Below are 25,850 nucleotides of genomic sequence, written 5' to 3' on the forward strand. Positions count from 1 at the left end.
TAAACCCAGTGGAAAACTCAGGAGTAGTAAGGAGTAGTCATGTCCCACGATCGTCTTTATACCGATAAAGAACTTAGCTGGCTCTCTTTCAACGAGCGTGTACTTCAGGAAGCCGCTGACAAAAGTAACCCGCTGATTGAAAGAATGCGGTTTTTAGGGATCTACTCCAATAATTTGGACGAGTTTTATAAAGTTCGCTTTGCCGATGTAAAACGTCGCATTCTTATCAGTGAAGAGCAAGGTTCAGCCACGGCTGCCCGCCAATTATTGCGAAAGATCCAAGCCAAGGTTGCCAAAACCGATCAAGAGTTTGATGCCCTGTATAACGATTTGCTGCTGGAAATGGCACGTAATCAGATTTTCTTGATCAACGAACGGCAGATATCCCCGAATCAACAAATCTGGCTGCGGCAATATTTTCGCCAGCATTTGCGGCCACACATCACGCCAATCGTCATCAATTCAGACACGAATCTGGTTGAGTTTCTCAAAGATGATTATACCTATTTGGCCGTTGAAATTATCCGCGGGCAGGAAACGCAATATGCGTTGTTAGAGATTCCATCTGATAAAGTCCCGCGTTTTGTCAACCTGCCCCCGGAAATGCCAAAAAAACGCAAGTCAATGATATTGATTGATAATATTCTGCGCTACACACTGGATGAAATTTTCAAGGGGTTCTTCGATTACGATACCCTGAACGTCTATTCGATGAAAATGACCCGTGATTCCGAATATGATCTGGCAACCGAGATGGAATCCAGCCTGCTGGAACTGATGTCTTCCACGCTGAAACAGCGGCTGACCGCGGAGCCGGTGCGATTTGTCTATCAGCGTGATATGCCGGATGAAATGGTGGAACTGCTGCGCAGCAAACTGGGGCTGTCCAACGATGACTCGGTGATTGCAGGCGGCCGTTATCATAACTTTAGGGATTTCATCAAGTTCCCCAATGAAGGCAATCGCAACCTGCTGAATAAACCCATACCGCGACTGCGCCACACGTGGTTCGACCATTTCCGCAACGGGTTCGACGCCATCCGTGAAAAAGATGTCCTGCTTTATTATCCTTATCACACCTTCGAACATGTGCTGGAATTGCTGCGTCAGGCGTCTTTCGATCCCAGTGTGCTCTCCATCAAGATTAATATCTACCGTGTCGCCAAAGACTCACGCATTATCGACTCGATGATCCATGCAGCGCACAATGGCAAGAAAGTGACTGTGGTGGTGGAGTTGCAGGCACGCTTTGACGAAGCCGCCAATATCCATTGGGCAAAACGCCTCACTGAAGCGGGTGTCCATGTTATTTTCTCTGCACCCGGCCTGAAAATTCACGCCAAGCTCTTCATCATTTCGCGGCTGGAAGGAGAAGAGATTATCCGTTACGCCCATATTGGTACGGGGAATTTCAACGAAAAAACCGCGCGCCTCTATACCGACTATTCGCTGCTGACGGCCAAACCGGAAGTCACCAATGAGGTTCGCCGGGTGTTTAATTTTATTGAAAACCCTTATCGACCGGTCACGTTTGATAATTTAATGGTCTCACCACAAAATTCACGCGCCATGCTTAACCGGCTGATTACTCAGGAAATTGAGCATGCACAAGCCGGTGAATTGGCGGGGATCACCCTGAAAATCAATAACCTGGTAGACAGGGAGCTGGTCAATCGCTTGTATGATGCCTCGGAAGCCGGTGTCAAGATCCGCATTCTTGTACGAGGCATGTGCTCTTTGGTGCCTAATCAGCCCGGCTTTAGTGAAAACATTCAAGTCACCAGTATTGTGGATCGCTTTCTGGAACACGATCGCGTTTATGTTTTCACCAACAAAGGCAATGAAAAAGTGTTCCTTTCTTCGGCCGACTGGATGACCCGCAACATTGACTACCGCATTGAAGTGGCGGTTTGTCTGCTCGACCCAATGCTAAAACAACAGGTTATGGATATCCTCGAACTCCAATTCAGTGATACCGTCAAAGCACGCTATATTGATAAGGAATTGAGCAATCGCTATGTTCCACGGGGAAATAAGCGTAAAATCCGCGCGCAACTTGCTGTTTATGATTATTTAAAGAACCTCGAACAACCGGAACCAAGAGCCTGATCTATGCCGTTGAAACATGACACCCCAATACCCAAACCTCAAGAGATTGCCACAATTGATTTGGGTTCCAATAGCTTTCACATGGTGATCGCCCGTATTGTTAACGGTGCATTACAGGTGATTGGGCGTTTAAAAAAGCGGGTTTATCTTGCCGATGGTTTAAACAGCAAAAATGCGTTAAGCGAAGAAGCCATAAGCCGTGGCCTGAATTGTCTTTCCCTGTTTGCCGAACGGTTACAGGGTTTTTCCGCCAATAATGTCTGTTTAGTGGGAACACATAGTTTACGTGAAGCGACCAACGTACAAGAATTTTTGCAACGGGCAAAAGAAGTTATCCCCTATCCCATTGAAATTATCTCTGGCCATGAAGAAGCCCGCCTGATTTTTATGGGCGTTGAGCACACCCAACCGGAAAAAGGCCGGAAACTGGTGATTGACATTGGCGGAGGCTCCACGGAATTGGTTATTGGTGAAGACTTCGAACCGCTATTGATTGAGAGCCGCCGTATGGGTTGTGTCAGTTTTTCCCGTCAATTCTTTCCGGACGGTGTGATTAATGAACATAATTTTCGCAAGGCACGACTCCAGGCGGCACAGAAACTGGAAAATCTCGTTTGGCAATTTCGAACCAAAGGCTGGGATTTTGCCTTGGGTGCGTCAGGCACGATCAAAGCCATACACGAACTCTTGGTGGAATTAGGTGAAAAAGATGGCCTGATTACACCAGAACGCTTAAACATGCTGGTGAAACGCATCCTGAAATATAAAAATTTCAACGAGCTGGAATTGCCGGGATTATCCAATGACCGCAAACAAACATTTGTTCCCGGTCTGTCAATTTTATGCGGTATTTTCGATGCCCTGCATATTCAGGAATTACGCTTGTCTCAAGGTGCATTGCGGGAAGGTGTGCTTTATGAAATGGAAGATCGGTTCCGTCATCAGGATATTCGCCAGCGAACCGCCAAAAGCCTTGCCGAACACTATAATATCGATCGGGAACAGGCCGGCCGCGTTTGGGATACCGCCAAAAACCTGTATGACCAATGGGCAGAACAGAATCCCAAACGAGTCCATCCACAACTGGAAGCGATTCTATTGTGGGCAGCCATGCTGCATGAAGTGGGTTTAAGCATTAATTTAAGTGGGTTGCAACGGCATTCAGCTTATATCCTGCAAAATACCGAATTACCGGGGTTCACCCAAGAACAGCAATTATTGCTGGCAACACTGGTGCGTTATCACCGTAAAGCGGTTAAAGTCCATGAGCATCCCCGCTTCTATCTGTTTAAGAAAAAACAGTATCTTCCTATGTTGAAGATATTACGCTTGGCAACCTTGTTGAATAACCAACGCCAATCAACCACCACACCGGAGTCACTGAGGTTAGAAACCGATCATGGCCATTGGACACTCTACCTGCCCCAAGATTATTTAAAACAAAATGCGCTGGTCTTGCTCGATCTGGAACAAGAGCAAAGCTATTGGGGTGACGTGACTGGCTGGAACTTACAGATTAAAGAGGAATCGATTTAACGATGTCGCGCTATGAAAAAGAAACCTGTTCAAATTATCCAATTGATCCTGTTTATCAGCTTCTTAATTTTATTTGGGCGCTTTATCTATTCATTTGTGGCAGCATTGGAGCATCACCAGCAAATACAGCAACAAGCAGAGAAATCGCTCAATTAAAGGTGCCTCATGTCACAATCGGCCTTTACGCCTGATAATACCACCGTTGCCAACCAGCATTCCCAAAAACTGGCACATGCCCGTCAACACCTGCTTTCACTGTTTATCCACGATAAGCTGTTTGTCGATACATTATTGGGGCAAGCTGATGAACATTCAGCGATCAGTGACGAGCAGTTACTGGAGAAAATAGAGGAAGTCAGTGCGCTGCTGACCAGCCTGCATGCTGCCGATATCGCCGACATTCTGGAAGCCTTGCCTTATGATGAACGTCTTGCTTTATGGCGCTTGATTGACAATCGCCAGCGCGGTGAGGTTTTAGTAGAAGCGTCCATCCCCGTTTGGGATAACCTGATCAAGGATATGTCTGACGTTGAGCTGTTACGCGCCATCGGTAAGCTGCATGTAGATGAACAGGCTTATATCGCAGAGTATCTTCCCCGCGATACCACCCGCCGCCTGCTGACCTATCTGGAGCCGAGACAACGCAATCGTATCCGGGAAGTGTTGCAGTACCATAAAGACAGTATCGGCCAAATGATGGATTTCGAGTTCGTGACCGTGCGGGGCAATGTGACACTCGGTGCTGTTCAGCGCTTTTTACGTTCCCGCGGCGATATTCCTGAAACCACCGATAAGATCTTTGTTATTGACCGCAAAAATCGCCTACAGGGAGAGCTTCCGCTCACGACTTTGCTCACCAACGTACCGGGTAAATTCGTTTCCGAAGTCATGAATACGGATACCGTGACTTTCTTGCCGGAGCAAAAAGGGGAAGATGCCGCCAGTGCGTTCGAACGCTATGACCTGGTTTCTGCCGCCGTGGTAGACAATAACGGGCGCTTGATGGGACGCCTGACGGTTGAAGATATTGTTGATACCTTGAGCGAAGAAACGGATACCAATATTCGCCGCATGGGGGGCTTAAGCCGTGAAGAAGACGTTTTTGCCCCTGTGGGTCAGGCGGTCAAAACTCGCTGGACATGGCTTGCCATCAATTTGTGCACCGCTTTTGTCGCATCACGGGTTATCGGGCTTTTTGAGCATACCATTTCCCAACTCGTTGCCCTTGCGACTCTGATGCCCATCGTCGCAGGGATTGGCGGCAATACCGGTAATCAGACCATAACCATGATCGTCCGTGCGCTCGCGCTCCATCAAATCCAGACAGGCAGTTTTTCTTACCTGCTATTAAGGGAACTGGGGGTTGCCCTTATCAACGGCATTATCTGGGGCGGAATAATGGGTGTTATCACTTATCTGCTCTATGGTGACCTTGCGATGGGAGGCGTCATGACCCTGGCGATGGTATTGAACCTAATAATGGCTGCGCTGATGGGCGTATTAATCCCGTTTATTATGATGAAACTGGGCAGAGATCCGGCCATTGGCTCCAGTGTGATGATCACCGCCATTACGGATACCGGCGGGTTCTTTATCTTTTTGGGATTGGCAACGCTGTTTTTGGTTTAATTGATTTTGTAAAAACGCCGATCATCAATTCGGCGTTTTTTTATCAAAATAACATTAACCAGATTAAATCTCATAACCCTCCATTATTTTTAGTTCCTCGATATTATTTTTATATCTCTCCTTAAGTTTCTTCTGTAACTCTTTTGCTTTCGTACAATATTGGTCAATACCATCAACTATTTCCTTTTTCCGCTCTTCAGACAGGTTAATATCCCATTCTCCAGCAAAATACTGACAATTTTCCGCATTATCGATATACTCGCGCAAATCGTTTGGAACGTTATTTTCCAATGCCTGTGAGTTTCCGCAAAAAAATAAGAAAAAGAAAAACATAATACATACCCTTGTTAATTTTTTTATCTCTTCCATCTTGTCCATCACCATCAAATTAATTATGAGAGTAATCAATGTTAAGTGTTCCGGCACGCCTACTGGCGATACATATCATTCACCCTCTTAATGTTCAATATGTAACCATCAAGAGGAAGTCCTATTCCTCGTAACATAATTCTCTGTGTCCCATTGGACACCCCATCACAAATCCCGTGAAAAATCACTACCGGAAACATTATCTTTTTGACATAACCTCCATATTTTCTTCATTATTGACGAATTCCTGTTGGTTACACTAATAATATACTTTTGCGTCTAATATCGAATTAAGATGCCACCCGATTGGTTACCGCCACAACACTTAAGAGAATGTCGAGCAAATGAATAACAAAAGCCGTTCCGCCTTTTTCCGACTCGCTGCGGTGCTAGCCGTGATCGTCGTGGCCGTTTTCTTTGCGTGGAAATATTTCAACGCACCGTCATCAACAGATGGCTCTCAAGATGCAAAAGCAAAACAGGAGCTGCCTAACCCCAATCAACCCCCTGTGCAGGTAGCAACGGCTGAAATCAAATCTGTCCCCCATTATTTAGGCGGATTAGGAACGGTGCAGGCGGCAAATACGGTGACTGTCACGAGCCAAGTGGAAGGCCAGTTAATCGCGCTGCATTTTAATGAAGGCCAATATGTCAAAAAAGGGGATTTGCTGGCGGAAATCGACCCCCGTCCCCTGAAGGTCAAACTGGCACGGGCACAGGGGCAATATGCCAAAGATCAGGCAACATTGGCGAATGCGAAACAGGATTTGCTCCGCTTTCAGCAATTGGCGAAAAGTAAACTTATCTCCCGGCAAGATCTGGATAAACAAGTCTCGTTGGTTCGCCAAAGTGAAGCGAGCTTAACCGCTGATCAGGCGGATATCGACGAAGCCAAACTGCAATTGACATACAGCCGGATCACGGCGCCCATTTCCGGTCGTGTCGGATTGAAACGCATTGATGTCGGTAACTATATCTCTGGTGGCGGCACAACGCCGATTGTGGTCATTACGCAGGTCGATCCGATTGATGTCCTGTTTTCCCTGCCTGAAAACGATATCAGCACCGTGTTAAAGGCGCAAAAAGATCACGAAAATGTGGCTGTTATTGCGTGGGATCGCAATAATCAACAGCAATTAGCCCAAGGAAAACTCTCCAGTATCGATAACCAGATTGATGTGACAACCGGCACAATCAAGATGAAGGCACAATTCAATAATCAAGATCATGGGTTGTTTCCCAATCAATTCGTCAATATCCAGATAAAAGTCAATACCTTGAGCAATGCCGTTGTGATTCCCGTTGCAGGGTTACAAATGGGCAATAGCGGTAATTTCGTCTGGAAAGTGGATAAAGAAGATAAGGTCAGCAAGCATAAGGTGGTTTCAGGACTACAAAATAATCAATGGGTAGTTATCAATAGTGGCCTGTCAGCAGGAGAACGGGTCGTCACGGATGGCATTGACGGCCTGACCGAAGGTACCAAAGTCGAGATTGTCAAACCCTTAACCCTTGAAGCACTTGATGCGGATAAAGAACAGAAAGATTCAGGGCAAGCAAACGCTCAAGTGGAGAACGCCTGATGCAATCTGATGCGCCAATCACAGGCGGAGGGCCATCCCGCCTGTTTATCTTACGTCCGGTTGCCACGACGCTGTTTATGATTGCGATCTTGCTGGCCGGGTTGATTGGTTACCGGATGCTGCCGGTTTCTGCCTTGCCGCAAGTGGATTACCCCACGATCCAAGTGGTGACACTGTATCCCGGTGCCAATCCCGATGTGATGACATCCGCAGTGACCGCACCGCTCGAACGCCAGTTTGGTCAGATGTCCGGCCTAAAGCAGATGTCATCCCGAAGTTCTGGTGGCGCTTCGGTTATCACGTTGGTATTCCAGCTCTCATTGCCGCTGGATGTGGCAGAACAGGATGTCCAGGCGGCAATCAATTCAGCCAGCAATTTACTGCCTGGGGATCTGCCTTATCCACCGATTTACAGCAAAGTCAATCCGGCTGATCCCCCGATATTGACGCTGGCCGTCACCTCCGATGCCGTGGCGATGACTCAGGTACAGGATATGGTGGAAACCCGCGTAGCCCAACGGATTTCTCAAGTCAGTGGTGTCGGTTTGGTCACCTTGGCAGGCGGGCAACGCCCCGCTGTACGGGTTAAATTGAATGCACAAGCCGTAGCAGCCCAAGGATTAGACAGCGATGTAATCCGTTCTGCCATCATGAAAGCCAATGTGAATTCGGCAAAAGGCAACTTTGACGGGCCGACCCGCTCCATCACCATCTCCTCCAACGATCAAATGAAATCTATCGACGATTACCGCAATTTAATCGTCGCCTATAAAAACAGTGCTCCGGTTCGCTTACGTGATGTCGCGACCATTGAACAGGGCGTGGAAAATAGCAAGTTGGGCGCATGGGCAAATGAAAAACCGGCTATCGTCATCAATGTTCAGCGCCAGCCTGGGGCGAATGTGATTGAGACAACGGATAATATCCATACTATGCTGCCAGAATTGATCAGCAGCCTGCCCAAATCCGTCAAGGTGGAAATACTGACCGATCGTACCGTCTCGATCCGCCACTCCGTCGAAGATGTGCAATTTGAACTGTTGCTGGCTATTGCGCTGGTTGTCATGGTGATTTACCTGTTTTTGCGCAATGGCATTGCCACCTTGATCCCCAGTATTGCCGTACCACTTTCGCTGGTCGGGACATTTGCCGTGATGTACTTTTGCGGCTTTTCCGTCAATAACCTCACCTTAATGGCCTTAACCATCGCAACCGGCTTTGTGGTGGATGATGCGATTGTGGTGATTGAAAATATCTCCCGTTACATTGAACGGGGAGAAAAACCGCTGACAGCGGCGCTAAAAGGGGCGGGAGAAATTGGCTTTACGATCATCTCCCTGACGTTCTCATTAATTGCCGTCTTGATCCCGCTGCTGTTTATGGGCGATATCGTCGGCCGGCTGTTCCGGGAATTCGCCATTACCCTGGCTGTCGCCATTTTAATTTCTGCCGTGGTGTCATTGACACTGACACCAATGATGTGTGCAAGGATGCTGAAATCTGAAGCGAATATTAAGCACAATCGCTTTGAACAGGCCTGTGAACGTTTCTTTGAACGTCTGATTGCCGTCTATGCCGTCTTTCTGAAACGGGTATTGAATCACCCTTGGATAACGCTTGGTGTTGCCTTCGGTACGCTGGCGCTGACTGCCCAGCTCTATATCATGATCCCCAAGGGATTCTTCCCCTTGCAGGACAACGGCTTGATTCAGGGTACACTGGAAGCCCCCCAATCCATTTCATTTAATGCCATGGCAGATAAGCAGCGGCAAGTCACAGCACTGTTATTAAACGATCCGGCGGTGGACAATATCACGACCTTTATCGGTGTCGATGGCAGCAATCCAACCCTGAATAATGCGCGCCTGCAAATCACATTGAAGCCCCTCAGTCAGCGTGACGACCGCATTGATGAGGTAATTCCCCGCCTACAGGCACGTATTGCCAAAGTCCCTGACGTCAAATTATACCTGCAACCGACACAGGATTTGACCATTGATACCCAAGTATCGCGCACGCAATACCAGTTTACCTTGCAAGCCACTTCGCTCGATGAGCTGGCAGTCTGGGTACCCAAGTTGCAACATGCCCTGCAACAACGGCCGGAATTGGTGGATATCGCTAACAACTGGCAAAATCAGGGGCTGGTGGCTTACCTCAACGTGAACCGGGATATGGCCAGCCGCTTCGGGATCTCGATGGACGCCGTGGATAATGCGTTGTATAACGCCTTTGGCCAACGTCTGATTTCGACGATTTACACGCAATCCAATCAGTATCGCGTTATTCTTGAGCAAGATACGCAAAATTCACCGGGGCTGGCCGCGATAAACCATCTTTATCTGACCGGTAGCGATGGGAAAATGGTGCCTCTCAGTGCCATTGCCACTGTCGAACAGCGGCTGGGGAATTTGTCTATCGATCACCTGCAACAGTTTCCTTCTGCCACTTTCTCATTCAATGTAGCGAAAGAGTCGTCCCTTGAACAAGCCGTCAATGCGGTCAAGGAGGCAAAACAGGCGATCAGAATGCCAAAAGACATTATCACGCAGTTTCAGGGAGCAACACTGGCGTTCCAGAATGCGCTCAGTAATACCCTTTGGCTGATTCTGGCGGCTGTCGTTGCCATGTATATCGTGCTCGGCATCCTGTACGAAAGTTTTATCCATCCCGTTACCATCTTGTCAACCTTGCCTACCGCAGGTGTCGGAGCCTTGTTGTCTTTGATGATTGGAGGATATGAGCTGGATATTATCGCCATTATTGGGATTATTCTCCTGATCGGCATTGTGAAGAAAAACGCCATCATGATGATCGATTTTGCGCTGGCCGCAGAGCGGGAAAAAGGCATGTCCCCTTATGAGGCCATTTATCAAGCCTGTCTGTTGCGTTTCAGGCCGATATTGATGACAACCATGGCCGCGTTGCTAGGGGCGCTGCCATTGATGCTGAGTACTGGTATCGGGGCAGAACTGCGCCGCCCTTTAGGTGTCAGCATGGTGGGAGGTCTGGTCATGAGCCAGATCCTGACCCTGTTCACAACGCCCGTGATTTATCTGCTATTTGATCAGTTAGCACACTATTATCAGCACCACAGAAAACATAAGAAAGATCATCAAATAAAGCTTGATAAGGCCTCAGATACCCCCCGGGAGCCACTGTGAAATTCTTTGCCCTATTTATCCGGCGGCCGGTTGCCACAACATTGCTGAGCTTAGCCATCACCCTGTGTGGGGCGCTCAGTTTTATCTTGCTGCCTGTGTCGCCGCTGCCACAGGTTGATTTTCCCATGATAACCGTTTACGCGTCCATGCCTGGTGCATCACCAGAAACGATGGCATCTTCCGTGACAACACCGCTGGAACGCGCATTAGGCAGGATAGCTGGGGTAAAAGAGATGTCTTCTGCCAGCTCGCTGGGCACCTCTTCGATTTACCTGGAATTTGATCTTGATCGGGATATCAATGGCGCAGCACGGGATGTTCAGGCCGCCATCAATGCGACTCAAAGTTTGTTGCCTTCCGGTATGCCCCGCAAGCCGGGGTATTATAAAGCGAATCTGTCAAACGCCCCGATCATGATCCTGACACTCACTTCAGACAATTATAATGAAGGTCAACTGTATGATCTTGCCTCCACCCGATTGGCGCAAAAGATTTCTCAGATAGAAGGCGTCAGTAAAGTCAGTATCGGCGGGAGTTCATTACCGGCAATACGCCTTGAACTCAACCCTAATGCCCTCTTCAACCAAGGCGTTTCTCTCAACGATGTCAGTAATGCTATCAGGAATGCTAATCTCCGCTCTCCAACAGGTTATGTTGATTCCGATAAACAGAGCTGGCAGCTACACACTAATGACGAACTGAAAACACCTGACGATTACCGCTCAGTTATTGTTCGTTATAATCATGGAGCCCCTGTCAGGTTGCAGGATATCGCCAATGTTAAGAACTCCGTCGAGGATACTCGCGCAGCAGGCATGTCTGGGAATAAATCGGCGATTGTGCTGATTATCCGCCGTGAAGCAGGTGCCAATATCATCGCAACCGTTCAACGCATTCGTGATCAGTTTCCGGCCTTGCAAGCCGCCTTGCCAGCCAATGTTCAGCTAAAAGTTGCCCAAGATCGTTCACCGACGATTCACGCTTCCCTGCAAGAAGTTAAGCGGGCACTCGCCATTGCCGTCGCGCTGGTGATTCTGGTCGTGTTCCTGTTTTTGCGTTCTGGCCGGGCGACATTGATTCCGGCCATTGCGGTTCCGGTATCACTGATTGGTACGTTTACCGCCATGTACTTATGCGGTTTCAGTCTGAATAACCTTTCTTTGATGGCATTAACCATTGCCACCGGATTTGTTGTTGATGATGCCATTGTGGTACTGGAGAATATTTCCCGCCATCTGAATGCCGGGTTAAAACCCATGCAGGCCGCCCTCAAAGGCACCAGGGAAGTGGGATTCACGGTGTTAGCCATGAGCTTATCCCTCGTTGCGGTATTTATTCCCCTCGTCTTGATCGATGAATTACTCGGCAGATTATTCCGGGATTTTGCTGTCACACTGGCAACCGCCATCGGGATCTCCCTGTTCATTTCACTTACCTTGACCCCGATGATGTGCGCGCATCTGCTGAAATCCTCCCCCCAACATGCACAAAAGCAGACACGGGGATTCGGCAAAGTATTGCTGCGAACCCAGCAAGGCTATGCCCGTTCATTGCAATGGGTATTCAAGCATACTCGCTGGGTATTGTTGATATTGATAGGCGTTATTGCCTTGAATATCTGGCTCTATATCAGCATTCCGAAAACGTTTTTCCCGCAACAAGATACCGGAAAAATGCTGGGGTTTGTGGTGGCGGATCAAAGCATTTCATTTCAGGCCATGCGGGAAAAAGTGAAACGCTTTATGCAGGCTATTGATGATGATCCAACCGTGGATAATGTCGTGGGTTTTACCGGTGGTGACAGCATCAATACGGGCTTTATGTTTATTTCGTTGAAGCCATTGAAAGAACGTCGCGAAAATATCCAGCAAGTTATCACCCGTTTAAGAAGTCAACTACCGAAAGAAGCTGGCGCACGGTTATATTTAGTTCCTGTTCAGGATCTAAGAAGCGGAGGGCGGGGAGGTAAATCGATTTACCAGTTTAATTTGTTGTCTGATGATTTTGGTGAACTGCGTCAATGGAGTCCCGTTGTCAAAAAGGCATTGCAAAGGTTGCCTCAGTTGGTGGATGTCAATGCCGATGACGATGAGGATGCGAAAGGCGCCGAAATCGCGATTACCTATGATCGTGATGTTATGGCTCGTTTAGGCATCAATGTTGCCGAGGCAAATAATTTGCTCAACAGCGCGTTTGGGCAGAGACAGGTTTCCACAATTTACACCTCTTTGAATCAATATAAAGTGGTCATGGAAGTTGAACCGCAATATAACCAAGATCCCCGTGCGCTGGAGAAAATGTTTGTCATTAATAGCAAAGGCGAACGTATTCCCCTCTCCTACTTTGCCCAATGGCATCCAGCCAATGCACCATTGGACGTTTATCATCAGGGACTTTCGGCGGTTTCCACCATTGCCTTTGATGTGGCACCAGGTTATACGCTGTCTGATGCCATCAGCGCAATAGAAAAGACAATAACAGAACTGGGCGTTCCTTCAGCCGTGCGCAGCTCGTTTGCAGGCACCGCCCAGGATTTCCAGGAGAGTGAACGCTCTCAATTACTGGTGATCCTCGCCGCCATTGTCACGGTTTATCTGGTGCTTGGCGTACTCTATGAAAGTTATATTCACCCCCTGACCATTCTTTCCACCCTGCCTTCTGCGGGAGTCGGTGCTTTGCTGGCTCTGGAACTGTTCAATACCCCATTTAGCCTTATCGCCATGATTGGGATTATGCTGTTAGTCGGCATTGTTCAGAAAAATGCCATTATCATGGTCGATTTTGCTCTTGAAGCCCAACGCAATGGTAAGCTCAGTGCTCAGGAAGCTATTTTTCAGGCCAGTTTATTACGATTCCGTCCGATCATGATGACGACGCTTTCTGCGCTGCTTGGGGCTTTACCTTTGGTATTGAGCAATGGAGATGGCGCCGAATTGCGTTTACCACTGGGGATAACAATTGTTGGTGGTCTGATGGTAAGCCAACTTCTCACGCTGTATACCACGCCGGTTGTGTATCTGTTTTTTGACCAGTTGCGGGAAAAATGGCGCTCTCGTCATGCAACTCGCGACACGACATTATCTCAGATAACCGACTCAGATAGCTGAAAGTAAAATGAAATTCAGGATAAAAATTGGCATCAGCCGTAAACTTTTTCTGGCTATTTTTGCCACTTGTATGCTGGTATTGGTCACCATGCACTGGGGCATTTACCTCAGCTTTCAACACGGTTTTATTGGCTATATCAAGCAAAATAGTCAAACTCGAGCTGATATGCTGGCAGAAGCCTTGACAGAACAATACCAGCAATACGGCAATTGGCATTTTCTGACCCAAAATGATCGGGCAATATTTCAAATTATCCGCACAATTGAACAGGGTGACAATTCCCAACAAAAGACCAAATCTCATAGCTGGCGTCCCCAGTTTTGGATTGTGGATACTCACATGCATCGTTTGGTCGGGCATTCTAATGATATTCCGGCCGACAGTTATCGTAAGCCTGTCACCTATAATAATCATGTTGTCGGCTGGGTCATTGTCAGCGCATCAGACAAGATTACCCGTCAGGCGGATATCAGCTTCGCCCACCAGCAACAATTTACCAGTTGGACTATCGTCGGTCTTTCAACTTTATTGGCACTGATTGCCACTTTTCTTCTCTCCCGTGGTCTGTTAAGACCGGTTAAACGGCTGGTGGAAGGGACACATAAACTCGCAGCAGGTGATTTTAGTGTCCGTGTCGTTCCATCCAGTAAAGATGAAATCGGTAAATTGGCATCAGATTTTAACCAACTTGCCAGTACGCTGGAAAAAAATGAACAGATGCGCCGTAATTATATGGCTGATATCTCCCATGAACTGCGTACCCCACTTTCTGTTCTGCGTGGTGAACTGGAAGCCTTACAAGATGGTGTGCGGGAACTAACACCAGAAACTATTCCTTCTTTGCTCACCGAAGTGGCTATCTTAACAAAGCTGGTAGACGATCTGCATTTATTATCCCTGTCTAATCGTGGTTCACTGACTTATAGAAAAGAGCCGGTTAATGTCAATGAATTACTGCAAATCTCCATAGCGAATTATCATGGCCGTTTTTCGGATAAACAAATCAGGTTGGTATTGAATTTAAAAGACAACGTGACACTGTTTGCCGATCCCAATCGACTCACGCAGCTATTTCACAATTTGCTGGAAAATAGTCTGCTTTACACGAATGAGCATGGAAATGTGATTATTCATGGATATTCAGATCAGCAAAAATGGGTATTGGATGTACAAGACAGCGCCCCCGGACTGACGGCTGAACAATATCAGCATGTTTTTGAACGTTTTTATCGCTGCGAATCTTCCCGTAACCGCGCAAGCGGAGGTTCAGGGCTTGGGCTGGCAATTTGCTATAACATCGTTGAAGCCCATAATGGCATCATTCACGCAGAAAGCTCACCTTTAGGTGGTATTAAAATTCGCGTAGAATTACCATTGATTAAATTATCTGAACTTGAAACACGCTAAACTTGGAACACCATACCCGGAACACCATGAGCACACCGCTGACACAATATACTGTTCTAATCGTTGAAGATGAACCCAAGTTGGGGCAACTGTTGGTTGATTATCTGCAATCCGCGGATTACCAAACTCAATGGCTCAAACGGGGTGATGAAGTCATCGCCCATGTGCAAAAATACCAACCCCATCTTATCTTGCTTGATCTGATGCTACCCGGCCTTGATGGGTTGTCGATCTGTCGGGAAATCCGTCAGTTTTCCGATATCCCGGTTGTGATGATGACAGCAAAAACGGAAGAAATTGATCGGCTACTCGGCCTGGAAATCGGGGCTGACGATTATATCTGCAAGCCTTATAGCCCACGGGAAATGGTTGCCAGAGTAAAAACCATCTTACGCCGTTGCTACCGCCCGAAAGATATTATCAGTGTGCAAGGTGCACTGACTATTGATGAAAACCACTTTCAGGCGCGTTATTGTGAGCAGGTGCTTGAACTCACTCCGGTTGAATTCCGTCTGCTGAAAATTATGTCCAGCCAGCCGGGGCGGGTTTTTTCCCGCGATCAGTTATTGAATAACCTTTATGACGATCACCGTATTGTGAATGATCGTACTATTGACAGCCACATTAAAAACTTGCGCCGTAAACTGGAGCAATTGGATGGCGATAAATCGTTTATCCGCTCCATTTACGGATTGGGCTATCGTTGGGAAGCCGAAATCTGCCGTTTAATGTGACAATATTCAGCGCCGCTGGTTTTTTTGCAGACCTGAAATAACCGCTAATAACAATGCCATTAAGGCTAATAACCCTCCCGCCAGATTAAGGGTTGCGTAGCCATAATGAGATGCGATAATCACACCACCCAGCCATGCCCCTACTGCATTGCCCAAATTAAAGAAGCCGATATTGACAGAAGAAACCAGATTAGGTGCACCGGCTTCCTGAGCTTTATCCATGACCAGCCGCTGAATTGGCGATACCGTGGCAAAACCCAATGCTGCCATTAAAAATATACTCAAACAGGCAATGAATGGATTATTGCCATAAAGCCAGAAAATAAACAGAATTAAGGCTTGTAGCCCTAAAGTCCAATACAACAATGGCATCATTGCCTTATCTGCAAGTTTTCCACCCACAATATTGCCAAAGAAAAACCCTAGCCCCAAAACCAGAAGGAGCCAGGTGATTGCGCTCTCAGAGAATCCGGCAACATTCACCATCAATGGCGCAATATAGGTAATCGTCGTAAAAAATGCAGCGGGGCCTAAGACAGTGATCCCCATCGCCAAAAGCACATGGATATTGGTGAAAGCCAGCAATTCTTTTTTAATACTGACCGGGGCTTTCTGATCGAATTTAGGTAATAACTTTAAAATTCCAACTAAGGCGATAATGCCAATCACCGTAATGATGGCAAAAGTGACACGCCAGGAAATAGCCTTCCCTATCCAGGTTCCAAGCGGTATGCCGACCAAATTAGCCAGTGTCATTCCACTAAACATTAATGCGATAGCGGTCGTTTTTTTATTTTCTGGCGCCAACTCAGCAGCAATAATTGCACCGATCCCCATAAACGCCCCGTGGGTCAGGGAAGCCACAATTCGGCCAATAATGGCCAGATAAAATGTCGGGGAAAAAGCAGTCAGTGCATTTCCGATGATAAATAATACCATCAACATGGAAAGCATCTTTTTCCTTTCTATCCGTCCCCCCAAAATTATTAGAACAGGTGCTCCAACAAATACACCAAGGGCATAACTGGTTACCATATAACCCGCGGTTGGTATTGAAATACTAAATTCGGTTGCGATTTCAGGAAGTAAACCCGCGACAATAAATTCAGTCGTCGCGATCCCAAATGTCGCTATGGCTAGAGCCAAAATAGCTACAGGCATGGAAAACTCCTAATAAGAAGTTGAATTAATCAGGTTATGATTGTAACGATGTGTATTTATCCCTGAGACAAAGACTGTAATATATTCGTGCAGCTACCAATTTGGAAGTCGTTGTCAATTAATCGGCAAAAACAAAATAATCATTGTGCTCTATAAAAACAGAGAGGCAGAAGATAATTTTTTTCATCAAATCCCTTGACTGTACAAAATTCAGGCTAAACTTAAGCTGATAATTACCCAATCAGGAGAATTTCTTATGGCTACTGGGCATTATGATCTTAAGAAAACAAAGAACGGGCAATTTTATTTCAATCTGGTGACAACAAGTGGTGACATTATTCTGAACAGTGAAATGTATACCACCAAAGCGGCTGCCAATAAGGGTATTCACTCTGTGCGAGTCAATTCTCCCGACAAGGCTCGCCATGAAGTGAGAAAAAATAAATCAGGCAAACCCTATTTTGTCCTGAAAGCCCGAAATCATCAGATTATTGCTATCAGTGAAGCCCACACTAATGAAGCAAGCATGAAGAAATGTATGCAGTCTGTCATGAAAATCGGACCGACAGAAAAAGTCCGTGATCTGACCAAACAGAATTGACAGACACAATGAATAACGCGCGCCGCATGGCGCGCTTTTTTTATATTTGTGCTAATGATGGTATAAGCGCTAAAATCCTCCTCCTTTAAACCTTACCCTTAGTAATGATAATGAAGACCGGGTAAGGGCTGACTTGAACTCAGACCGAGAACGTTAAGAATATGTTTACTCCAGAATTACTTTCCCCTGCCGGCTCCTTGAAAAATATGCGTTACGCATTCGCTTATGGCGCTGATGCCATCTATGCCGGACAACCCCGTTATAGCCTGCGTGTTCGCAATAATGAATTCAACCATGAGACATTGGCTCAGGGCATTAAGGAAGCGCACGAATTAGGTAAGCATTTTTATGTGGTGGTCAATATCGCACCCCATAATGCCAAGCTGAAAACGTTTATCCGGGACTTAAAACCCGTTGTGGAAATGGGGCCTGATGCCTTGATTATGTCTGATCCGGGCTTGATTATGCTGGTGCGCGAAGCCTTTCCTGAAATCGATATTCATCTTTCAGTTCAAGCCAATGCAGTTAACTGGGCCACAGTCAAATTCTGGAAACAAATGGGGTTGACGCGCGTTATTCTTTCCCGCGAACTTTCGCTGGAGGAAATTGCTGAAATCCGCCAGCATGTGCCCGATATGGAGCTTGAGGTTTTTGTGCATGGCGCACTGTGTATGGCTTATTCTGGTCGCTGCCTATTATCGGGTTATATCAACAAGCGCGATCCTAACCAAGGCACCTGCACCAATGCCTGTCGCTGGGAATACAATGTGCAGGAAGGCAAGGAAGATAATGTCGGCAATATCGTCCATAGGCACGATCCTATTCCGGTCAAAACTATTCCAAAAACTATTCCAGTCAAAAACATCGAGCCGACACTGGGTCAAGGGGCACCCACGGACAAGGTTTTCATGATAGAAGAAGCCAAGCGCCCCGGCGAATATATGTCTGCGTTTGAAGATGAACATGGCACTTATATCATGAACTCCAAAGACTTACGCGCCATTGAACATGTAGAAAAATTAACCCAGTTGGGCGTTCACTCTCTGAAAATCGAAGGCCGTACCAAATCTTTCTACTATTGCGCCCGCACCGCTCAGGTATATCGCCGTGCTATCGATGATGCCGTTGCCGGAAAACCGTTCGACCCAACCTTGATGACCACATTGGAAGGTTTGGCGCACCGTGGCTACACAGAAGGTTTTCTGCGCCGCCACACCCATGATGCCTATCAAACTTACGAATACGGTTATTCAGTGTCAGACACTCAGCAATTTGTTGGCGAGTTTACCGGCAAGCGAGTCAATGGCTTGGCAGAGGTGGCCGTGAAGAATAAATTTCTTGTCGGGGATCAGTTGGAACTGATGACACCATCAGGCAATATCCACTTTACGTTAGAATCTATGACCAATAAAAAAGGCCAGGTCGTGGAAGTTGCACCGGGTGACGGGCATATCGTTTATCTTCCTATTCCTGAAGAAATCAAGCTGGATTATGCTTTACTTGTTCGAAACTTAAAAAGTGGCAATACCAGGGCACCCCATCCGCAAGAATGACAAGCGAAATAATTCGAAATAGAGTTTTAAAGAAATTGATCTATTTTTTTAGAAACAGATCACATCAATGCTAATTTATTTCTCGTATTATCAGCACTGAAAAATAAAGAACTAAAAAAGTTTTACTGTAAGACTAGGAACCACCTCCTTGGCTAGCTCAATCTCCCTTGGGCTAGCCTTTTCTTTATATATCAATAAAGAAAAAATCAATAAATTCAATACATTAAAAGAATACTTCGCCCGAAAAAGTCATTAAATTAATTTATGCTTTTACATTTAAATTGAATATTTATTAATCTATTATTAGTAACATTATTTATAATAATCAAGAAAATCATCTTCCCATAAATATCGTTAGAATTTATTCAGCTTAATGAAGGAAATTTTTAGAAAAAATAATCTAAATTATCCCGTTGCAAAATGATCTCAATATTTATTTATCCTCACACCAGATAAGTATTATTTCACTTTATTGTTAGGCAGCATGGTTAAATTTTAGCAATATTTGTATTAACTGAAGCGATCCACTGCTGTTTCCCTCGCGACTTACCTTGTGATCAGTTCAAATATAAACAACAATCAGTAGCGCCTTTTGCAAACTGGAGCTAATCATGACTGATATCGTTAAGTTGTTAGGAAAAGACGCAGAGCGTTTATTGCAACATCAGTGCAATACCATTCCACGTGAAAATCTCTATCTCCCAGGTACAGATTTTGTCGATAGAGTAATGCTCGACAATAACCGTCCCAATACGGTTCTTCGTTCCATGCAAACCTTATTGAACCACGGTCGTCTGGCTGGCACAGGTTATCTGTCCATTTTGCCGGTAGATCAGGGTGTTGAACATTCTGCCAGCGCTTCTTTTGCTGCCAATCCTCTCTATTTTGATCCCAAAAATATCGTTGAACTGGCAATTGAGGCAGGCTGTAATTGTGTTGCTTCAACTTACGGGGTACTGGCGTCGGTTTCTCGCCGTTATGCGCATAAGATCCCATTTCTGGTCAAACTTAATCACAATGAGACGTTGACTTATCCCGCTGAATATGATCAAACATTGTATGCCAGTGTCGAGCAAGCATTTAACATGGGTGCCGTTGCAGTAGGGGCAACAATCTATTACGGCTCTGCTGAGTCCCGCCGTCAAATAGAGGAAATTTCAGCCGCTTTCGAACGGGCTCACGAATTAGGTATGGTCACCGTACTATGGGCTTATCTGCGCAACTCAGCGTTCAAGAAAGACGGGGTGGATTACCATACCAGCGCTGATTTAACCGGTCAGGCAAATCATCTGGCAGCCACAATCGGTGCCGATATCGTGAAACAAAAAATGGCAGAAACGAATGGTGGTTATACGGCTATTGGATTCGGGCACACAGATAAACGCGTTTACAGCGATTTAACGACTGAACATCCGATTGATCTCGTTCGCTATCAACTTGCTAACTGTTATATGGGACGTGCCGGATTAATCAATTCAGGTGGCGCTTCCGGAAATAATGACTTAAGTGATTCTGTTCGCACTGCTGTCATCAATAAACGTGCCGGAGGGATGGGATTGATCCTTGGCCGTAAGGCGTTCAAGAAATCGATGAAAGATGGCATTGAGTTAATCCACGCTGTACAGGATGTTTATCTCGACCAGAAAGTTACCATCGCCTAATCAAGTCGCTTGGCTCACTGCTTTCAAAGATGGGGATCTCAGCATCCCCATTATTTAAGCGCTATCTCATTCAGGAATGATCTTATTTTGGTACATCACCACCATTGATGAAAATGGTGGACTGGCCCAATGCCATGACCGACTTCCAAACTATCTGCCTGCGTCAAAGCATGTTGTAAATAGGTTTTTGCAACCGGCAGCGTACTTTGCCAGTCAGAATAACGTGGACGCAATGCGGCGAGTGCTGCGGACAAAGTACAACCCGTTCCGTGGGTATGCCGTGTATTCACTCTGGGGGCCGTAAAACGCCATTCCCCTTCCGAGGTAAAGAGCCAATCCGGGCTTTCCTCATTATTCAAATGTCCGCCTTTCAATAAAACCGCCTGACATCCCATTGAAAGCAATGCGTGCCCCTGCTGTAACATGGCATCTTCGCTGGTCGCAAGATCACATTTCAGTATGGCTGCCGCTTCCGGTAAATTGGGGGTGATCAAAGAGACTATCGGCAGTAATTGTTCTACCATTGTGGTAATGGCCTCCGGTGATAACAGGGGATCACCGCTTTTCGCCATCATGACCGTATCCAATACAATGTGGGGGATAGGATAACGCTGCAATGATTCTGCTATCACAGCAATATTCGCCGCATTCGACAACATGCCAATTTTAGCGCTGTCTATCCTGACATCTGCAAGCACTGATTCTAACTGCGCAGCAACAAAAAGCGGATCCAGATCATAAACCGATTGCACGCCCTGAGTATTTTGCGCAACCAACGCGGTGATGACTGTGGTTCCGTAAGCACCTAGTGCAGAAAAGGTTTTTAAATCGGCCTGGATGCCGGCACCACCGCTAGGATCGGTTCCTGCGATAGTCAGTGAGTTAATTCTCATTATGGTGATCCCTACCACCAGATAAAAGTCAAAATAAAAATCACCCTATTAGTATCCTAATAGAGTGATATTTGCAATAGGTTATCGTCAGATAATAAAACTAAGCTGACGATAGATATATTTAGCCAGTAATCAAATACCAGCCAAATTAAATTTATTACTATAAAGTTGTGACGTTTGCAGCAGCAGGACCTTTAGGGCCATCCTGAATTTCAAACTTAACTTGTTGGCCTTCAGACAATGTTTTAAACCCATCTTTTACAATTGCAGAAAAATGTACAAATACATCTTTGCTACCATCGGTTGGAGTAATAAAACCAAAACCTTTAGACTCGTTGAACCACTTCACAGTACCAGTGATTTTTGCCATTTCAAAAATTTCCTTTGAATCACTTTATTAGCCTATTGGCACAAAAATAAACAAACCAGTATTAGTTGCTGTTATTTATTAACAGAACAGTACTTCGTTTACCCATGTGTTTTATCACATACTCTTTATATAATCGCAAGCCATTTTTTTCAGGTGCTGGAGCCAACGCACATATTTTCAATTCTTAATCTCTATCCCGATTTGAAATTACTCAATATCCTTTAAGTTACATAACTATTTGAATCAATGTAAAAAGAAAATTGACCCCAAAGAAATTTCTTTGATAAATTTAATATATAATGCTGTTTTTATATCTGTTATGGTGTAAACCAGAGAGTTTTCGTTATGAAAAATTCATCTTAGATAACTATAAAAATTTTGGCTAACGCCATCTATTCTTTTTTGAATATATAATATCATCGTTTTACATGTAATCAGATTACTTTTTGTTTATCATTTATTAAATATTATCCAATTATAATATTTATGAGATGATTTTTTATTATTCCCCAGATGATCATTCCATATGATAAACTGATTTCATCAAGTAAATAATATGCCAAAATTGTCGGATACTTCCTGACTCCTCACACTAACAGGTATAACAAAATATAAAACTATCAATTCTTGTATACGAATAGGATGTCGTGAGAACAAATAACAGTCAGTCGGGCATCATACCCGACTGAAAAAATCTGAAATGGATTAACAGTTAGCTGACTTGTCTTTTGGCTTTCTTTGATTGAGCAATCAAGTAGCCAACCCACAAGATACCAATCCAAAGTGGCATCAAGATAACCGAAATACGAATGGGTGGCATCATGAGAATAATGATGAGAATGAACGCCAAAAATGCCAAACACAAGTAGTTTCCAAATGGATACCACAGTGCCTGAAATTTTGTTTTGACACCTTGTTTATCTTTAGCTGCACGGAATTTTAAATGAGCACAACAAATCATAATCCAGTTGATGACCAGAGTTGTTACCACCAATGCCATCAACAACTCAAATGCTTTACCGGGCATAACATAGTTAACCAATACACCAATCGATGTGGCCAGCGCCGATAAACCAATAGACAAGACAGGCACATTACGTTTGTTAACCTTGGTGAGCGCATAAGGTGCATTACCTTGTTTAGCCAAACCATATAACATCCGGCTATTACAATACACACCACTGTTATAAACAGATAATGCCGCCGTGAGTACCACCACGTTCAGGATATTTGCCACCCAAAAGCTATCCAGATCATGGAAGATCAAAACAAAGGGGCTGCCACCTTCAACCACTTTCATCCACGGATACAACGACAGCAAGATAGTCAGTGAACCGATATAAAATAGCAAGATTCGATAAACAACCTGATTAGTTGCTTTTGGGATATTTTTCTCAGGATTTTCCGCTTCTGCTGCGGTAATACCCACCATTTCCAAGCCACCAAATGAAAACATGATCACGGCCAACGCCATAATCAAGCCAGAAAACCCATTTGGCATAAAGCCGCCCTGCTGCCATAAGTTAGTGATACTTGCCTGTGGGCCACCATTACCACTAATCAGCAAATAGCACCCAAAGATAATCATCCCGACAATAGCACTGACTTTAATGATAGAAAACCAGAATTCGGTTTCACCATATAACCGGACATTAATGAGATTAACGAGATTGATCAGTACAAAGAATACGGCGGCAGAAACCCATGTTGGCACGTCCGGCCACCAATATTGGATATACATACCAACCGCCGTTAACTCTGCCATGCCAACCAAAATAAACATGGCCCAGTAATTCCAGCCTGACAGAAAACCGGCAAAATTTCCCCAATATTTATAAGCAAAGTGGCTAAACGAGCCAGCTACTGGCTCCTCAACCACCATTTCTCCCAGTTGGCGCATAATTAAAAATGCAATAAACCCACCAATTGCATACCCAAGGAGTACTGAAGGTCCTGCCATTTGAATGGTTTGGGCAATGCCCAAAAATAACCCTGTTCCTACTGCACCGCCGAGAGCAATCAGCTGAATATGCCTGTTTTTTAAACCACGCTTAAGCGTAGGTTGTTGTTCTTGTTGTTCTGCCATCTAGTCCTCTTTTTACGATGCTTAGAACCCGTCTCATTAAAAGCTGTTTTATTTGTACAAAATTTGTCGAGTTTAAATTTCCTCAACATAATTCCCTCAACATAGAGTAGTGATTGAGCTATGTACTAATTTATGCAATATTGAGTTTGTTTATTCGTATCAGGTGGATATTAAAACATCATTTACAAAGAATGAATACTGCAAATGCATGTTAACACATGCAGGCAGAATAATGATTGAGTGAAGATCAAAAAGGTAAGTATCGGGTGATGGAACAAACACCTAATTCGAATACATCATTACCTTGCTCACAATGTACATCCAACGCTAACAAATACAAAAACAAACATATCAATATCGAGCACAGAATTAAAAGCACTTTTTTAGTATTCAATGAGATCACCTTAGGAGTATTTCATCTATCTATAATGATGGGTTTTGTCATCTTGAAAAGAAGTTGTGTATACTTCCCCAACCTTCAACCAATTTAAAATTGTAATGACACAAGATAACCACTTAGCACTTGTATGCGCACTGAGTAAATGGATAGAAAACCATCTTGGCCGTGTCATTCATCTTGAAGAGCTTGCTGCTTACTCTGGCTACTCGCTTTGGCACATGCAGAAAATATTCAAGGAAGTTACCGGCATATCCCTTGGGAAGTACATCCGCCAACGACGCTTGGCTGGCGCTGTTTCTCTGTTGAGAAACAGTTCGCTGCCTATTTTTGATATTGCCCTGGATTTCGGCTTTGGCTCTCAATCCCATTTCACCTATATGTTCCGTAAAGAGTACGGCATTACGCCTTATGATTTTCGCCAGAGTACAGATATTGAACTTGAGGTTAAACTTCCACTGCATCTAACTTATAATTGCGAATCATGAAGTTTGCCATCATCAGCGGCCATTCATCACGGCCGCCATGCCTCAACTTAATATTTATTTTCTTTTCTCAATAACGCCACTTTATTTCTATACTATTTCTACATATTAAACATAAACCGTTATTGGTATTTTTCGACCAAGGCTAAAGCGATCGCTTCCGTTTCTGCATCGGGAATGCCGCTAATATCTGACGGGCGAAAATGCATCTGAAATGCTTGAATCGTTTTATGAGTAGCACTATCCAAAATTCCCGTTTGAGGGATACTATAACCATAAAGTGCCAGTGCTTTTTGAATTGACATCACTGAAGCAGGCATATTCGGTGCCCTGTCAGCTAAATATTTATTCACTGTGGCATGATCGGGCCAGGCTCCAATTCCCTGTTTATAAAGTTCACGCCACGGAAAAACCGGCCCAGGGTCTTCTTTTCTCAGTGGTGCGATATCACTATGACCTATAACATTCACAGCCTGAATGTTATGCCTATGAATAATATCCTTTGCCAACCGGATCACGGCATCAATTTGTGATGGGTGGTATGAGCACCACTCTTTTTTGACAAACTTTTGCTCAAATCCGCAATTTACAATTTCAATGCCAATAGAATAACGGTTTAAACTTTGGTATCCATTCCACTCACTCTTCCCTGCATGCCATGCCCTTTCCTTTTCTGAAACTAATTGAAAAATAATCGGTTCTTTATCCTTATACCTCGGTTGGGAAGGAATAAGGTAGTGAGCATTAACACGGCCTCCCGTTAATACCCGGACAGATCTTTTATCATTTAGCGCGGTATAGTGAAGGACAAGAAACTTAATAGAGTCAATAGGTTGCTTAGTCGAGTAAGGATAGGAATGATCAACAATATAACCGCCTCTATCTTCTCGTTCAGGGGAATGAGAACAACCAATCAACAACGTGATAAATAGACAAATTATTAAACGTTTTATCATGATTGGTCAGCTATTTTACAGAAAGAGATAACATTGTGATGATTATAT

20 protein-coding genes are annotated in these 25,850 nt (G+C 45.1%); 13 read left to right on the plus strand and 7 right to left on the minus strand.

Features of this window, described 5'->3' with window-relative positions; all coding sequences use genetic code 11:
- Positions 1-39 precede the first annotated feature (39 nt).
- Genes ppk1 through mgtE form a run of 4 tightly spaced genes read left to right on the plus strand, consistent with a single transcriptional unit; the run spans position 40 to position 5,274 of the window.
- Positions 40-2,109, plus strand: coding sequence for a polyphosphate kinase 1 (gene ppk1, locus PSI15_RS06645; protein WP_273582838.1), 2,070 nt, complete (start codon positions 40-42; stop codon positions 2,107-2,109).
- A 3-nt stretch (positions 2,110-2,112) separates the two neighbouring features.
- Entirely contained in the window at positions 2,113-3,645 is a 1,533-nt protein-coding gene (ppx, locus tag PSI15_RS06650; RefSeq protein ID WP_273582839.1) for an exopolyphosphatase, read from the plus strand.
- Between the two features lie 12 nt (positions 3,646-3,657).
- Positions 3,658-3,801, plus strand: coding sequence for a YfgG family protein (locus PSI15_RS06655; protein WP_273582840.1), 144 nt, complete (start codon positions 3,658-3,660; stop codon positions 3,799-3,801).
- Between the two features lie 9 nt (positions 3,802-3,810).
- Positions 3,811-5,274 carry a magnesium transporter gene (mgtE, locus tag PSI15_RS06660; RefSeq protein ID WP_273582841.1) on the plus strand — a complete coding sequence of 488 codons (1,464 nt, stop codon included), beginning with the start codon at positions 3,811-3,813 and terminating at the stop codon, positions 5,272-5,274.
- A gap of 63 nt (positions 5,275-5,337) precedes the next feature.
- Here mgtE and PSI15_RS06665 read toward each other — a convergent pair whose 3' ends face one another.
- A complete protein-coding gene (locus PSI15_RS06665) occupies positions 5,338-5,643 on the minus strand; it encodes a hypothetical protein (RefSeq protein WP_273582842.1) in 306 nt (101 codons plus the stop codon).
- 344 nt (positions 5,644-5,987) lie between these two features.
- Between PSI15_RS06665 and PSI15_RS06670 the strand changes: the two genes are divergently transcribed.
- From PSI15_RS06670 to baeR, 5 genes are read left to right on the plus strand one after another with little or no spacing between them, the layout of a single operon-like run.
- On the plus strand, positions 5,988-7,226 hold the full coding sequence (locus PSI15_RS06670; protein ID WP_273582843.1) for an MdtA/MuxA family multidrug efflux RND transporter periplasmic adaptor subunit: 1,239 nt from the start codon (positions 5,988-5,990) through the stop codon (positions 7,224-7,226).
- Complete coding sequence (locus PSI15_RS06675) at positions 7,226-10,390, plus strand: MdtB/MuxB family multidrug efflux RND transporter permease subunit (RefSeq protein ID WP_273582844.1); 3,165 nt, start codon at positions 7,226-7,228, stop codon at positions 10,388-10,390. The genes PSI15_RS06670 and PSI15_RS06675 overlap by 1 nt, the downstream gene beginning before the upstream one ends.
- Positions 10,387-13,497 (plus strand): multidrug efflux RND transporter permease subunit MdtC, encoded by a 3,111-nt coding sequence (gene mdtC, locus PSI15_RS06680; protein WP_273582845.1) that lies wholly within the window; start codon positions 10,387-10,389, stop codon positions 13,495-13,497. The genes PSI15_RS06675 and mdtC overlap by 4 nt, the downstream gene beginning before the upstream one ends.
- A gap of 19 nt (positions 13,498-13,516) precedes the next feature.
- Positions 13,517-14,905: a two-component system sensor histidine kinase BaeS gene (gene baeS / locus PSI15_RS06685; RefSeq protein WP_273582860.1), complete on the plus strand. Its 1,389-nt coding sequence runs from the start codon at positions 13,517-13,519 to the stop codon at positions 14,903-14,905.
- Between the two features lie 26 nt (positions 14,906-14,931).
- Positions 14,932-15,639 (plus strand): two-component system response regulator BaeR, encoded by a 708-nt coding sequence (baeR, locus tag PSI15_RS06690; protein ID WP_045971228.1) that lies wholly within the window; start codon positions 14,932-14,934, stop codon positions 15,637-15,639.
- A gap of 6 nt (positions 15,640-15,645) precedes the next feature.
- Here the strand turns inward: baeR and PSI15_RS06695 are convergent, their stop codons facing one another.
- Complete coding sequence (locus PSI15_RS06695) at positions 15,646-16,800, minus strand: MFS transporter (RefSeq protein ID WP_273582846.1); 1,155 nt, start codon at positions 16,798-16,800, stop codon at positions 15,646-15,648.
- A 256-nt stretch (positions 16,801-17,056) separates the two neighbouring features.
- Here PSI15_RS06695 and PSI15_RS06700 point away from each other — a divergent pair, with 256 nt between their 5' ends.
- From PSI15_RS06700 to fbaB, 3 genes are all read left to right on the plus strand, one after another.
- Positions 17,057-17,401 carry a YegP family protein gene (locus PSI15_RS06700; RefSeq protein ID WP_045971232.1) on the plus strand — a complete coding sequence of 115 codons (345 nt, stop codon included), beginning with the start codon at positions 17,057-17,059 and terminating at the stop codon, positions 17,399-17,401.
- Positions 17,402-17,562: 161 nt separating this feature from the next.
- Positions 17,563-18,954 (plus strand): prephenate-dependent tRNA uridine(34) hydroxylase TrhP, encoded by a 1,392-nt coding sequence (gene trhP, locus PSI15_RS06705; RefSeq protein WP_273582847.1) that lies wholly within the window; start codon positions 17,563-17,565, stop codon positions 18,952-18,954.
- A gap of 611 nt (positions 18,955-19,565) precedes the next feature.
- The gene (gene fbaB, locus PSI15_RS06710; RefSeq protein ID WP_273582848.1) at positions 19,566-20,615 is read left to right on the plus strand and encodes a class I fructose-bisphosphate aldolase; all 1,050 of its coding nucleotides are present in this window, start codon (positions 19,566-19,568) and stop codon (positions 20,613-20,615) included.
- Positions 20,616-20,710: 95 nt separating this feature from the next.
- Here the strand turns inward: fbaB and thiD are convergent, their stop codons facing one another.
- The 4 genes from thiD to mgrB form a co-directional block, all read right to left on the minus strand.
- On the minus strand, positions 20,711-21,508 hold the full coding sequence (gene thiD, locus PSI15_RS06715; RefSeq protein WP_273582849.1) for a bifunctional hydroxymethylpyrimidine kinase/phosphomethylpyrimidine kinase: 798 nt from the start codon (positions 21,506-21,508) through the stop codon (positions 20,711-20,713).
- A 160-nt stretch (positions 21,509-21,668) separates the two neighbouring features.
- Entirely contained in the window at positions 21,669-21,878 is a 210-nt protein-coding gene (cspE, locus tag PSI15_RS06720; protein WP_273582850.1) for a transcription antiterminator/RNA stability regulator CspE, read from the minus strand.
- A gap of 712 nt (positions 21,879-22,590) precedes the next feature.
- Positions 22,591-23,964: an amino acid permease gene (locus tag PSI15_RS06725; protein ID WP_045971242.1), complete on the minus strand. Its 1,374-nt coding sequence runs from the start codon at positions 23,962-23,964 to the stop codon at positions 22,591-22,593.
- 247 nt (positions 23,965-24,211) lie between these two features.
- Positions 24,212-24,367, minus strand: a complete 156-nt coding sequence (gene mgrB / locus PSI15_RS06730; protein ID WP_071827268.1) for a PhoP/PhoQ regulator MgrB — start codon at positions 24,365-24,367, stop codon at positions 24,212-24,214.
- Positions 24,368-24,462: 95 nt separating this feature from the next.
- Between mgrB and PSI15_RS06735 the strand changes: the two genes are divergently transcribed.
- Entirely contained in the window at positions 24,463-24,849 is a 387-nt protein-coding gene (locus PSI15_RS06735) for a helix-turn-helix domain-containing protein (RefSeq protein WP_273582861.1), read from the plus strand.
- A gap of 119 nt (positions 24,850-24,968) precedes the next feature.
- Here the strand turns inward: PSI15_RS06735 and PSI15_RS06740 are convergent, their stop codons facing one another.
- Positions 24,969-25,799 carry an N-acetylmuramoyl-L-alanine amidase gene (locus PSI15_RS06740; protein WP_273582862.1) on the minus strand — a complete coding sequence of 277 codons (831 nt, stop codon included), beginning with the start codon at positions 25,797-25,799 and terminating at the stop codon, positions 24,969-24,971.
- Between the last annotated feature and the right edge of the window lie 51 nt (positions 25,800-25,850).

It is taken from the genome of Xenorhabdus sp. PR6a, from assembly GCF_028599065.1.
GTDB classification, from domain to species: Bacteria; Pseudomonadota; Gammaproteobacteria; order Enterobacterales; family Enterobacteriaceae; genus Xenorhabdus; species Xenorhabdus doucetiae.

Bases quoted from the DNA above. Each gene is read 5' to 3' on its own strand.
- ppk1 (WP_273582838.1), top strand. From the start codon at position 40: ATGTCCCACGATCGTCTTTATACCGATAAAGAACTTAGCTGGCTCTCT.
- ppx (WP_273582839.1), top strand. From the start codon at position 2,113: ATGCCGTTGAAACATGACACCCCAATACCCAAACCTCAAGAGATTGCC.
- PSI15_RS06655 (WP_273582840.1), top strand. From the start codon at position 3,658: ATGAAAAAGAAACCTGTTCAAATTATCCAATTGATCCTGTTTATCAGC.
- mgtE (WP_273582841.1), top strand. From the start codon at position 3,811: ATGTCACAATCGGCCTTTACGCCTGATAATACCACCGTTGCCAACCAG.
- PSI15_RS06665 (WP_273582842.1), bottom strand. From the start codon at position 5,643: ATGGAAGAGATAAAAAAATTAACAAGGGTATGTATTATGTTTTTCTTT.
- PSI15_RS06670 (WP_273582843.1), top strand. From the start codon at position 5,988: ATGAATAACAAAAGCCGTTCCGCCTTTTTCCGACTCGCTGCGGTGCTA.
- PSI15_RS06675 (WP_273582844.1), top strand. From the start codon at position 7,226: ATGCAATCTGATGCGCCAATCACAGGCGGAGGGCCATCCCGCCTGTTT.
- baeR (WP_045971228.1), top strand. From the start codon at position 14,932: ATGAGCACACCGCTGACACAATATACTGTTCTAATCGTTGAAGATGAA.
- PSI15_RS06695 (WP_273582846.1), bottom strand. From the start codon at position 16,800: ATGCCTGTAGCTATTTTGGCTCTAGCCATAGCGACATTTGGGATCGCG.
- PSI15_RS06700 (WP_045971232.1), top strand. From the start codon at position 17,057: ATGGCTACTGGGCATTATGATCTTAAGAAAACAAAGAACGGGCAATTT.
- trhP (WP_273582847.1), top strand. From the start codon at position 17,563: ATGTTTACTCCAGAATTACTTTCCCCTGCCGGCTCCTTGAAAAATATG.
- fbaB (WP_273582848.1), top strand. From the start codon at position 19,566: ATGACTGATATCGTTAAGTTGTTAGGAAAAGACGCAGAGCGTTTATTG.
- thiD (WP_273582849.1), bottom strand. From the start codon at position 21,508: ATGAGAATTAACTCACTGACTATCGCAGGAACCGATCCTAGCGGTGGT.
- cspE (WP_273582850.1), bottom strand. From the start codon at position 21,878: ATGGCAAAAATCACTGGTACTGTGAAGTGGTTCAACGAGTCTAAAGGT.
- PSI15_RS06725 (WP_045971242.1), bottom strand. From the start codon at position 23,964: ATGGCAGAACAACAAGAACAACAACCTACGCTTAAGCGTGGTTTAAAA.
- PSI15_RS06735 (WP_273582861.1), top strand. From the start codon at position 24,463: ATGACACAAGATAACCACTTAGCACTTGTATGCGCACTGAGTAAATGG.